Origin of the sequence: Thauera sp. 2A1, assembly GCF_009469595.2 — a bacterium.
In the GTDB taxonomy this organism is placed as follows: Bacteria; Pseudomonadota; Gammaproteobacteria; order Burkholderiales; family Rhodocyclaceae; genus Thauera.
This window is the reverse complement of the sequence record NZ_SSXV01000011.1, coordinates 127,611-139,179: the sequence shown is the minus strand read 5'-3', so window position 1 is coordinate 139,179 and position 11,569 is coordinate 127,611. Positions and strand designations below refer to the sequence as shown.

General features: G+C 67.5%; 12 protein-coding genes. 4 read left to right on the top strand and 8 right to left on the bottom strand.

Annotation, left to right across the window (positions count from 1 at the left end; all coding sequences use genetic code 11):
• Positions 1-251 precede the first annotated feature (251 nt).
• The 7 genes from pyk to gcl all read right to left on the bottom strand — a co-directional run bounded on the left by pyk (position 252) and on the right by gcl (position 8,077).
• Entirely contained in the window at positions 252-1,670 is a 1,419-nt protein-coding gene (gene pyk, locus GH664_RS12255) for a pyruvate kinase (protein WP_153168354.1), read from the bottom strand.
• Positions 1,667-2,083, bottom strand: a complete 417-nt coding sequence (locus GH664_RS12250; RefSeq protein ID WP_153168353.1) for a heme-binding protein — start codon at positions 2,081-2,083, stop codon at positions 1,667-1,669. The genes pyk and GH664_RS12250 overlap by 4 nt, the downstream gene beginning before the upstream one ends.
• Before the next feature lie 337 nt (positions 2,084-2,420).
• Complete coding sequence (locus tag GH664_RS12245) at positions 2,421-3,683, bottom strand: glycerate kinase (protein WP_153168352.1); 1,263 nt, start codon at positions 3,681-3,683, stop codon at positions 2,421-2,423.
• 22 nt (positions 3,684-3,705) lie between these two features.
• Positions 3,706-4,128, bottom strand: coding sequence for a DUF3830 family protein (locus GH664_RS12240; protein ID WP_153168351.1), 423 nt, complete (start codon positions 4,126-4,128; stop codon positions 3,706-3,708).
• 159 nt (positions 4,129-4,287) lie between these two features.
• Positions 4,288-5,175, bottom strand: coding sequence for a 2-hydroxy-3-oxopropionate reductase (locus tag GH664_RS12235; RefSeq protein WP_153168350.1), 888 nt, complete (start codon positions 5,173-5,175; stop codon positions 4,288-4,290).
• 118 nt (positions 5,176-5,293) lie between these two features.
• Positions 5,294-6,073 carry a hydroxypyruvate isomerase gene (gene hyi, locus GH664_RS12230; protein ID WP_153168349.1) on the bottom strand — a complete coding sequence of 260 codons (780 nt, stop codon included), beginning with the start codon at positions 6,071-6,073 and terminating at the stop codon, positions 5,294-5,296.
• A gap of 228 nt (positions 6,074-6,301) precedes the next feature.
• Positions 6,302-8,077 carry a glyoxylate carboligase gene (gene gcl / locus GH664_RS12225; RefSeq protein WP_153168348.1) on the bottom strand — a complete coding sequence of 592 codons (1,776 nt, stop codon included), beginning with the start codon at positions 8,075-8,077 and terminating at the stop codon, positions 6,302-6,304.
• Between the two features lie 307 nt (positions 8,078-8,384).
• Here gcl and GH664_RS12220 point away from each other — a divergent pair, with 307 nt between their 5' ends.
• Entirely contained in the window at positions 8,385-8,852 is a 468-nt protein-coding gene (locus tag GH664_RS12220; RefSeq protein WP_153168347.1) for a nucleoside deaminase, read from the top strand.
• A 48-nt stretch (positions 8,853-8,900) separates the two neighbouring features.
• Here the strand turns inward: GH664_RS12220 and GH664_RS12215 are convergent, their stop codons facing one another.
• On the bottom strand, positions 8,901-9,833 hold the full coding sequence (locus GH664_RS12215) for a LysR substrate-binding domain-containing protein (RefSeq protein WP_153168346.1): 933 nt from the start codon (positions 9,831-9,833) through the stop codon (positions 8,901-8,903).
• A 156-nt stretch (positions 9,834-9,989) separates the two neighbouring features.
• Between GH664_RS12215 and uraD the strand changes: the two genes are divergently transcribed.
• From uraD to uraH, 3 genes are all read left to right on the top strand, one after another.
• Positions 9,990-10,514, top strand: a complete 525-nt coding sequence (uraD, locus tag GH664_RS12210) for a 2-oxo-4-hydroxy-4-carboxy-5-ureidoimidazoline decarboxylase (RefSeq protein WP_153168345.1) — start codon at positions 9,990-9,992, stop codon at positions 10,512-10,514.
• A 38-nt stretch (positions 10,515-10,552) separates the two neighbouring features.
• Entirely contained in the window at positions 10,553-11,050 is a 498-nt protein-coding gene (locus tag GH664_RS12205; protein WP_153168344.1) for a hydroxyisourate hydrolase, read from the top strand.
• A 78-nt stretch (positions 11,051-11,128) separates the two neighbouring features.
• Positions 11,129-11,482 carry a hydroxyisourate hydrolase gene (gene uraH, locus GH664_RS12200; RefSeq protein ID WP_153168343.1) on the top strand — a complete coding sequence of 118 codons (354 nt, stop codon included), beginning with the start codon at positions 11,129-11,131 and terminating at the stop codon, positions 11,480-11,482.
• The last annotated feature ends 87 nt before the right edge of the window (positions 11,483-11,569 follow it).

Genomic DNA, 11,569 nt, shown 5'->3' with positions numbered 1-11,569 from the left:
TCAGGGCCAGCAGACATCGGGTCTGCACAACAGGCCGGATATAAGACTGCAGCCAGATCCTCAAGCGTCAAATGCAAACTTCACTTGCCAAACCGGGAGGCGTCCATATAAGCGGGCTTGACCGCGACCGATGCCGCCAAGCGCGGCGACGTCCAGCTCTGCCGCACCGCGTCGCCGTCTCTGGATGTGCGGGCCTGGCCGCGACCCGCCATTCCGGTCGCGGACAGGTCCGCCACCACCCCGGCGCACGATCAGCCCGGAATGCGCTCCACATGCAGCAGGTTGGTGCTGCCGCTGCGGCCGAAGGGCAGGCCGGCGATGACGACGATGTTGTCGCCGGGGGCGGCGAAGCCGTGGCTGACCGAAGCGCTGGCGGCATGCGCGACCATCTCGGTGACGTCGGCGACCTGCTCGAACGGGATCGGATGCACGCCCCAGGCCAGCGCCAGGCGGCGCGCGGTGCCGATCTGCGGCGTCAGCGCGAGGATGGGCGCCACCGGGCGCTCGCGGCTGGCACGCAGCGCACTGAAACCCGAGGACGTGTAGGCGACGGTGGCAGCCGGCTCGAGCAGCGCAGCGACGCGGCGCAGCGCGCAGCAGATTGCGTCAGGCGTGTTGGCGCCGGCTGGCGTGTGGCTCGCCTCCAGCCCGTCACGCCAGGCGGGATCCTGCTCCACCTCGCAGATGATGCGATGCATGATGCTGACCGCTTCCACCGGGTACTGGCCGGAGGCGGATTCGGCCGACAGCATCACCGCATCGGCGCCGTCGTAGATCGCGGTGGCCACGTCGGAGGCTTCGGCGCGGGTGGGTACCGGCGCGGTGATCATCGATTCCAGCATCTGCGTCGCCACCACCACCGGGCGGCCGGCGGCGCGCGCCGCGCGCACGATGCGCCGCTGCAGCACCGGCACCTGCTGCGGCGGCAGTTCCACGCCGAGGTCGCCACGCGCCACCATGACGCCGTCGGCCAGCGCGACGATGGGCTCGAGCTGCTCGATCGCCGCCGGCTTTTCCAGCTTGGCCATGATCCAGGCGCGGTCGCCGATGATCTCGCGCGCCTCGCGGATGTCCTCGGCGCGCTGCACGAAGGACAGCGCCACCCAGTCCACGCCCAGCGCCAGGCCGAAGTCGAGGTCGGCGCGGTCCTTGGCGGTGAGCGGCGAGATCGGCAGCACCACGCCGGGCACGTTGACGCCCTTGCGGTCGGACAGCACGCCGCCCACCAGCACCGTGGTGTCGGCAAAGTCGGGGCCGAAGGCATCCACCCGCAGGCGCAGCTTACCGTCATCGAGCAGCAGCTCGGTGCCGGTCTCCAGGGCGGCGAAGATCTCCGGATGTGGCAGGTTGGCGCGATGCACGTCGCCTTCCTCCGGCGACAGGTCGAGGCGGAAGCTCGCGCCCGGCGCCAGCGTGACCTTGCCTTCGGCGAAGCGGCCGACGCGCAGCTTGGGGCCCTGCAGGTCCATCAGCACGCCGATCGGGCGCTCGAGTTCCTGCTCGACCTGGCGGATCAGCTTCAGGCGCTCGGCGTGGTCGGCATGGCTGCCATGGCTGAAGTTCAGGCGGAAGACGTCGGCGCCGGCCTCGGCCAGCGCGCGGATGCGTTCGATGCTGGAGCTTGCCGGCCCCAGCGTGGCGAGAATGCGGGCACTGCGTTCGCGTTTCATGCTGTCTCCTTGACGGCAATGACGGCGGCGACGCCAGCGCGTGCCACCTGGGCGTCCTCGCCCGATTTCACCCCCGACACGCCGACGGCGCCGATCACGGTGCCATCAATGATGATGGGTTCGCCGCCTTCGAGCGGCACCACCGGCATCTTCAGCGCGGCGAAGCGGCCGTTGTTGACCATGTCCTCATATACGCTGCTGGGCTTGCCGCTCAGCACGCAGGTGCGCGCCTTCTCCGGCGCCACCATCGCGCTCATCGGCGCGGCGCCGTCCAGGCGTTGCAGCCACAGCGGGTGCCCGCCGGCATCGCACACCGCGATGCTGACCGCCCAGCCGTGGGCCAGGGCTTCGCGTTCGGCCGCCGCTGCGATGCGCTTCACATCGTCCAGCGTCAGTGCCTTGATGTCCTTCATCTGCTGTCTCCTCATTCTGTTGGCCACAATCAGCTTGCAGCGTGCTCTTTCCCGTAGGGCCGGCTTCAGACGGCCAGCGCTCCGCTCCGACATCCTGTGGCGGGCTGAAGCCCGCCCTACGACGACGCGGGGCGTTCCGGTCGGGTGATTCGTAGGGCCAGCTTCAGCCGGCCAGTGCTCCGCTCCGACATCCTGTGGCGGGCTGAAGCCCGCCCTACGACGACGCGGGGCGTTCCGGTCGGGTGATTCGTAGGGCCGGCTTCAGCCGGCCAGGGCTCCCCTCCGACATCCTGTGGCGGGCTGAAGCCCGCCCTACGACGACGCGGGGCCATGTCGATCAGGTGATCAGGACGGCGCGGAAGTCGTTCACGTTGGTCAGCGTCGGCCCGGTGATGAGCGAATCGCCAAGTGCCTCGAAGAAGCCGTGGCCGTCGTTGTTGTCCAGGCTGTCGCGCGGGCGGATGCCCTGCGCCCAGGCGCGTGCCAGGGTGTCGGGGGTGACGAAGGCGCCGGCGATCTCTTCCAGGCCGTCGACGCCGTCGGTGTCACCCGCCACGGCGTGCACGCCCGGCTCGCCGTTGAGCGCCAGCGCCAGCGACAGCAGGAATTCGACGTTGCGGCCACCGCGGCCATTGCCGCGCACGGTGACGGTGGTCTCGCCGCCGGACAGCAGCACGCACGGCGGCGGCACCGGCTGGCGGTGGTTGCTGGTCTGCAGGGCGATGCCGGCCATCACCTTGCCGACGTCGCGCGCCTCGCCTTCGATACTGTCGCCGAGCAGCACCGGCGTCACGCCTTCCAGCGCGGCGACCTTGGCGGCCGCCTTCAGCGCCAGTTGCGGGGTGGCGATCAGGTGGGTGGTGACGCGCGCCAGGCGGTCGTCACCCGGCTTCACCGTCTCGCCCGCGCCGCTCTCGAGCAGGTTGCGTGCGCCTCCCGGCAGCTCGATGCCGTAGCGGCGCACGATCTCCAGGGCATCGGCGCAGGTCGTGGGGTCGGCCACCGTCGGGCCGGAGGCGATGTCGATCGGGTTGTCGCCGGGCACGTCGGAAATCAGCAGGTTCACCACCCGCGCCGGATGGCAGGCCGCCGCCAGGCGTCCGCCCTTGATGCCGGACAGGTGGCGGCGCACGCAGTTCATCTCGGAGATGGTCGCGCCGGACTTCAGCAGCGCGCGGTTGATCACCTGCTTGTCTTCCAGCGTGATGCCGGCGCCGGGCAGCGGCAGCAGCGCCGAGCCGCCGCCGGAGATCAGGCAGATCACCAGGTCGTCCGCGGTCAGTCCGCGCACGAAGTCCAACATGCGGCCGGCGGCTTCGCGGCCGGCCGCGTCCGGCACCGGGTGTGCCGCCTCGACGATCTCGATGCGCTCACACGGCACGGCGTAGCCGTAGCGCGTGACGACCAGGCCGGTCAGCTCGCCCGGCCAGTGGCGCTCCAGCGCCTGCGCCATTGCCGCCGAGGCCTTGCCGGCGCCGATGACGAGGGTGCGGCCCTTCGGCGGCTCGGGCAGGAAGCGGGGGATGCAGTGTTCGGGCTGTGCCGCGTTCACCGCGGCGGTGAACATGTTGGCGAGCAGTTCGCGCGGGGTAATGTTCATTGCGTTTCCCTACGTTGTTGCGTCAGCGCGCGCCGAGATCGCTGAAGCGGATGTCCTGGGCGCCCTGCCATAGCACGGTGCGGCCCATCTCCATGAGCTTGTCTCCACCTTCGACCACGGTCAGGAAGTGATTGCCGGCGAGCTGCCCCATCTTGCTCGCGAAACAACTGCTGCCGTAGGCGAACAGGATCTCGGTTTCCGAGAAGCCGCCCGGGTAGAGCAGGATGTCGCCGCGCGACGGGTGGCTGGTGTGGTTCTCGAAGCCGACGCCGGTGTCGAAATCGCCCAGCGGCACCCAGACCGCCTCGCCGCTCCAGCGCGAGTGGATGACCTGGTTGGGAAAGGGAAGCAGCTTCAGGAAGGCGGCGCAGGTGCGGGGCGCGGCTTCTTCTTCGAGACGGGCGACGAAGCGGAAGGATCCGACGTCGATGGCGAGATGACGCATGACATGCTCCTCTGGTGGTCCCGCAGGCGCGCAGCCATGACGGGCCTGGCCGGTCCTTGCCGGGCCTTTGTTGTGGTTGCCGCCCGACGCAGTGCGGGCGGCGCGATGCTTGCAGCGAGATGTGCCGGCCGGGAAGCGGGTACCGGCCGGCGGGGTCTGTTACTTGCCGCCGATCTCGAAGTTGGCCATGCGCTCGAGTGCGCGCACCATGGCCGAGTGGTCCTGGCCGGCGCCGCCGTGGGCTGCGCAGGAATTGAACAGCTCCTGGGCGGTAGCGGTGTTGGGCAGCGACACGCCGAGCTGGCGCGCGGTGGTGAGCGCCAGGTTGAGGTCCTTCTGGTGCAGCTCGATGCGGAAGCCCGGATCGAAGGTGCGCTTGACCATGCGCTCGCCGTGCACCTCGAGGATGCGAGAGTTGGCGAAGCCGCCCATCAGCGCCTGGCGGACGCGTGCGGGATCTGCGCCGGCCTTGGCCGCCAGCAGCAGGGCCTCGCCCACCGCCTCGATGTTCAGCGCGACGATGATCTGGTTGGCGACCTTGGTGATCTGGCCGTCGCCGTTTCCGCCCACCAGGGTGATGTTCTTGCCCATCAGCTCGAACAGCGGCTTGACCTTGTCGAAGGTTTCCTGGCTGCCGCCGACCATGATGGTCAGGCTGGCGGCCTTGGCGCCGACTTCACCGCCCGACACCGGCGCGTCGAGGTAGTCGCAGCCGAGCGCGTTGATGCGCTTGGCGAAGTCCTTGGTGGCGACCGGCGAGATCGAGCTCATGTCGACCACGATCTTGCCTTTGGACAGGCCCGCGGCGACGCCGTTGGGGTTGAACAGCGCGTCCTCGACGTGGGGCGTGTCCGGCACCATGGTGATGATGATGTCGGCGTTGCGTGCCACCTCGGCGCCGCTGGCGCAGGCCCTGGCGCCGGCCTCGATCAGCGTCTTCGGCGTGTCGCCGTGGGTGAAGGTGTAGACGGTGTGGCCGCCCTTGAGCAGGTGGCCCGCCATGGGGGCGCCCATGATGCCGAGTCCGATGAAGCCGATGTTTGCCATTTCGTGTCTCCTGAAGTCTATTGGTGTGGTCGGGGTTGTGTAGGAGCGGGCTCGACCGCGATGCGAACGTCCGGGGTCTGTGCTGTCGCGGTCAGGCCCGCTCCTACGGTCAGTGGGTTCAGCCTGCGAGCGCCTTCATCCAGCCCAGTCCGGCGACGGTGCCGGCGGCCGGCTTGTATTCGCAGCCGATCCAGCCGTCGTAGCCGAGCTTGTCGATGAAGCGGAACAGCCAGGCGTAGTTGATCTCGCCGGTGCCCGGCTCGTTGCGGCCCGGGTTGTCGGCGATCTGCATGTGGGCGATGCGCGGCAGGTGCTTGGCGATGGTATTGGCCAGCTCGCCCTCCATGCGCTGCATGTGATAGATGTCGTGTTGCACGAACAGGTTGTCGGAGCCGACTTCGTCGAGCAGCGCGATCGCCTGCGCCGTGCCGTGCAGGTAGAAACCGGGGATGTCGAAGGTGTTGATCGGTTCGACCAGCAGGTGGATGCCGGCCGCCTTGAGCTGCCCTGCGGCGAAGCGCAGGTTATCGACGACGGTGGCGTGAACCTTGTCGGCATCCACGCCGGCCGGCACGATGCCCGTCAGGCAGTTCACCTGCCTGCAGCCCAGCGTCGTGGCGTAGTCGATGGCGCGGCCGACGCCGTCGCGGAACTCGGCGACGCGATCGGGGTGGCAGGCGATGCCGCGCTCGCCGCCTTCCCAGTTACCTGCGGGCAGGTTGTGCAGGACCTGGGTCAGACCATGGCGTTGCAGGCGTTCGGCGAGTTCGTTCTTGTCGAAGGCATACGGGAAGAGGTATTCCACGCCCTTGAAGCCCGCCTCGGCGGCGGCCTGGAAGCGGTCGAGGAAAGGAAGCTCGTTGAACAGCATGGTCAGGTTGGCGGCAAATTTCGGCATCGTTCTACTCTCCGTGTTCAGTTCGATCGTTACGGTCGCCGTGTAGGAGCGGGCTTGACCGCGACTCCACAGGCTTGACCGAGCCCTACGCATCGCATCGCGGTCAAGCCCGCTCCCACCGGGCAAACATCTTGTATGCGGTCAATGTCGCAGCCAGGCCCGCTCCAGCGCACGTGAAGGGAGGAGGGAGCGTAAGCGCCGGGGCAGGCCTGGCAGCGAACTCCTGCATCAGTCGAGCATCGAGACCGCGGTGGGGGCGTCGGCGCCCTTCTCGGCAAGCTCCTCGAACTCGTTGATGGCGTTGATCTCGGTGCCCATCGAAATGTTGGTGACGCGCTCGAGAATGATCTCGACCACCACCGGCACGCGGAATTCTTCCATCCACTGCTTCGCCTGGGCGAAGGCGGGCTGGATGTCTTCCGGCTTGCGCACACGGATCGCCTTGCAGCCCAGACCTTCGACCACGCTCACGTGATCGACGCCATAGCCTTCCGTTTCAGGCGCGTTGATGTTCTCGAATGCGAGCTGCACGCAGAAGTCCATGTCGAAGCCACGCTGCGACTGGCGGATCAGGCCGAGGTAGGCGTTGTTCACCAGCACGTGGATGTAGGGCAGGTTGAACTGCGCACCCACCGCCAGCTCCTCGATCATGAACTGGAAGTCGTAGTCGCCCGAAATCGCCACCACCTTGCGCTGCGGGTCGGCTGCGCACACGCCCAGTGCTGCCGGGATGGTCCAGCCGAGCGGGCCGGCCTGGCCGCAGTTGATCCAGTGGCGCGCCTTGTAGACGTGCAGGAACTGCGCGGCGGCGATCTGCGACAGGCCGATGGTGCTGACGTAGCAGGTGTCCTTGCCGAAGGCGCGGTTCATCTCTTCATACACGCGCTGCGGCTTCATCGGCACGTTGTCGAAGTGCGTCTTGCGCTGCAGCGTGCGCTTGCGCTCCTGGCACTCCGCAACCCATGCGCTGCGGTCGCGCAGGGCGCCGGCGGCCTTCATCTCGCGCGCCACTTCGAGCAGGCGGTCGAGCGCCGCGCCGGCGTCGGACACGATGCCGTAGTCGGGGCCGAACACGCGGCCGATCTGGGTCGGCTCGATGTCCACATGCACGAACTTACGGCCTTCGGTGTACACCTCGACCGAGCCGGTGTGACGGTTCGCCCAGCGGTTGCCGATGCCGAACACGAAGTCCGACGCCAGCATGGTGGCGTTGCCATAGCGGTGCGAGGTCTGCAGGCCCACCATGCCGGCCATCAGCGGATGGTCGTCGGGGATCGTGCCCCAGCCCATCAGGGTCGGGATCACCGGCACGCCGGTGAGCTCGGCGAATTCCTGCAGCCTGGCTTCGGCGTTGGCGTTGATCACGCCGCCGCCGGACACGATCAGCGGGCGTTCGGCGGCGTTGAGCATCGCCATCGCCTTCTCGGCCTGGGCGCGGGTGGCGGCGGGCTTGTAGGCGGGCAGCGGCTCGTAGGTGTCGATGTCGAACTCGATCTCGGCCATCTGCACGTCGAAGGGCAGGTCGATCAGCACCGGGCCGGGACGGCCGGAGCGCATGATGTGGAAGGCCTGCTGGAACACGCGCGGCACGAGGGCCGGCTCGCGCACGGTCACCGCCCACTTGGTGACGGGCTTGGCGATCGATTCGATATCGACGGCCTGGAAGTCTTCCTTGTACAGGCGGGCGCGCGGCGCCTGGCCGGTGATGCACAGGATGGGGATCGAGTCGGCGGAGGCCGAGTACAGGCCGGTGACCATGTCGGTGCCGGCCGGGCCCGAGGTGCCGATGCACACGCCGATGTTGCCCGGGTTGGCGCGGGTGTAGCCTTCGGCCATGTGCGAGGCGCCTTCGACGTGGCGGCCGAGGACGTGGTGGAAACCGCCGTTCTTCTTCATCGCCGAATACAGCGGGTTGATCGCGGCGCCAGGCACGCCGAACACCGTGCTCACGCCTTCCTTGCGCATCACCGCTGCGGCGGCATCCACTGCTCTCATACGGGCCATCTTTGTCTCCATTTCCGGTCTTGGTTGGGGGATGGCTGCAGATTAAAGGCATGCACGATTTCGTTGAATGCCCGCATCTGTCGCTTGTGTCGATACTTGAAGTATCGTCTTATCGATCCCGAGTGGAGATTGAGCGCTTGTTTTCAGTGGTTCTACATCGTTCCTGCTTATGCCGCATATAAGTTCCGGCAATAGTTGCTCCGCCAACGAATCCTAGAATCGGTCGTGCCTGCCGTCCAGTTGCCGCTGAACGCGAGCCATTGGCGGGCATTTTTCCCCACGAGGCGTTTCCCAGGAGGATGTACAGATGAGCAATCTCGACGAAGCTGATATTCGATATCTGCGTAGAGCTATTGAGCTTTCGCGCATCGCGCGGGACAAGGGTAACGGCGCCTACGGGGCAGTGCTGGTCGGTGCCGACGGTCAGGTGCTTGCCGAGGCGGAGAACAACCAGGTCACCGATCGCGATCCGACCGGCCATGCCGAGACCAACCTCGTGCGCATCGCCGCCAAGCGCTTCGATGCGCGCACGCTGGCCGGCGCCACGCTTTATGCAAGCGCCGAGCCTTGTGCGATGTGCGCCGGCGCGGTGTTCTGGAGCGGGGTGAAGCGCGTGGTGTATGCCCTCGGCAGCGAGCGCAACTACGCCCTGCTGCCGCCGTCGGGCGACGAGCTTCGAATCGGCTGCCGCGAGATCCTGGGGCGCGCCGGGCGTGCCGTGGAGGTGGTCGGCCCCGCCCTCGAGGACGAGGCTGCGCGGGTCTTTACCGGATAGGGGCATCGGTCGCTGCCCGCTCCGTCCGCCGCCGGCTGGCGGCGGTGGTCAGGTTTCCTCGCTCAACACCCGCCGCCCGACGTCGCACAGCAGGTTGCGCAGCCAGCGATGGCTTTCGACCAGGTGCGTGCGCTCGTGCCACAACTGGTAGAAGCGCATGCGCGGGAAGTCGAACGGCGGCGGCAGGATGGCGAGCGGCAGGAATCTCGCGAAGTGGCGCGCGAAATGCCGGCTGGTAGTGAACACGAGGTCGGTGCCCGGCAGCAGGTAGAGCGCCATGCTGAAGTAGGGCAGCACCACCGTCGCGTTGCGCGACAGATTGAGGCTCGCGAGGTGGGTGTCGACGACCCCGCGGTGCACGACCGAATACGGCGTCGGCACGATGTGGGCGGCGCGCAGGTACTGCTCGGCGCTCATGCCCTTGCGCGCGAGCGGATGGTTGCGGCCGACGACGCAGACCACCTCGTCCTCGATCAGCGTGGTCAGGTGCAGGCTGTCGGGCGGCGTCGGCCAGTTGCCGATCACCACGTCGAGTTCGCCGTCGGCGAGCGCGCGCTGGTAGTCGAAGCCCGGCCCCAGCGGATGGATGATCAGCCGCGCGTGCGGGGTTTCGCGCCGCATGCGCTCGACGACGCCCGACAGGAACACCACCGACAGGAAGTCCGGCGTTCCGATCCTGAAGGTGACTTCACTCTGGGCGGGATCGAAGCTCTTGCGCTCGGCAAACAGCTTGTCGATGTCGCCAAGGATGGTGCGCGCCGTGCCGTGGAGTTCGAGCGCGCGCTCGGTCGGGATCAGCCGCCCCTTGTCGAGCGCGAACAGCGGATCCTTGAAGATCTCCCGCAGCCGCTTGAGTGCATTGCTGATTGCAGGCTGTGACTGGTTCAGCTTGATCGCGGTGCGCGACACGCTGCGCTCGACGACCAGCGTGCACAGCACGCGCAGCAGATGCGTGTCGAGCGAATCGGCGGCTTTCGGCATGTGCGGTCCGTGTGCGGGGCTATCGAGTCAGGTTATTCCGAGTATAGCCGCGGCGCCGTTTCGTCCCGTTTCCGAAAAATATACTGCCCATCAAGCAAGGACATGCTTGCGGAAAACAAGGACATGCCGGCGCGGGCCGGTGAGGAGACAGGAGTCATGCAAGTTTCGATCGATCGGATCAACGCCATGGACCGGGACGCCTTCGTGAAGGCTTTCGGCGGGATCTTCGAGCATTCGCCGTGGGTGGCGGAGCGTGCCTGGCAGGCGCGCCCGTTTGCCGACATCGGCTCGGTGCACGATGCGATGAAGGCCGTGGTGCACGCCCTTCCGCGCGAGGAGCAGGTTGCGCTGCTGCGCGTACACCCCGACCTCGCGGGCAAGGAGGCCGAGGAGGGGACGATGACCGACCATTCCGTTTCCGAGCAGGCCAGCGCCGGGCTCGATGCGATGACGCGGGAGGAGATGGCGCACATGCGCGACCTGAACGTGCGCTACCGCGCGCGCCACGGCTTTCCGTTCATCATCGCCGTGCGCCGCTACACCAAGGACCAGATCTTCAGCGAGTTCGAGCGACGACTCGCCAACGATAGCGACGCCGAACTCGAAGAGTGCCTCGCCCAGATCTTCGTGATCACCCGCCTGCGCCTGATGGCGCTGGCCGGCGAGATGGCGGTCGCCTGAGCGGTATCCGCAGCAGTCAAACACCAAAGGAGACAGAGATGGACAAACAGGATCCGAGCCGGCGCCAGTTCCTCGCCGGCAGCCTCGCCCTCGGCACCGCCTCGCTGCTGCCCGCGCGCGCAATCGCGGCCGATACGCCGCAAGCCGCAGCGCCCGCAGCCGCGCCGACCCCTGCAGCGGGCGGCGGCCGCCTCACCTTCCACGCCATCGATACCCATCACGGTGCCACGATCGGCACCCTGCGGGTGGAGCTGCGCCGACTGGAAGGCGGGCGCTACCAGCCGGTGAAGACCTTCGACACCGTGAAGAATGGCCGCTCCGACGGCGCAGTCGTCGAGGGCGACGCGTTCAAGCCCGGCCTGTACGAGGCGGTGCTGCACGTCGATGACTACTTCGCTGCGCTCGGCACCAAGCTGCCGACGCCGAACTTCCTGTCCAAGGTGCCGCTGCGCTTCGGCGTGCATGACGCGTCGCAGCGTTATCACCTCGCGGTGCTGTTCAACCCCTGGAACTATTCCTACTACCGCGGCAGTTGAGGCGGCGCACCGGGCGCGGCGCGCGCCGCGCTTCCTTGCCGCCCCGCAGATTCCGATTCGATTTCCAGGAGAACCCCCATGGCAGGCATTACCACCCACGTGCTCGACACCACCAGCGGCCGCCCCGGCGCGGGCATGCGCATCGACTTCTCGATGATGGTCGATGGCAGCTACAAGCTGATCAAGACCGTCGTCACGAATGTCGACGGCCGCACCGACCAGATGATCCTCAAGCCCGAGGATACGGTGGTCGGCGAATACGAGCTGCTTTTCCATGTCGACGACTATTTCCGCAAGCTGGGCATGAACCTGCCCGAGCCCTCCTTCATCGGCCAGGTGCCGGTGCGTTTTGCCGTGTTCGACCCTAAACAGCACTACCACGTGCCCATGCTCGCCACGCCGTGGAGCTGCGCGACCTATCGCGGCAGCTGATCCGCTGCGAGCGGGCGGCGACGCCCGGAGCATCCATACCCGAGGGGCCACGCGCCGCTCGCCAAAACAATGTGAGGAGACCGAAAT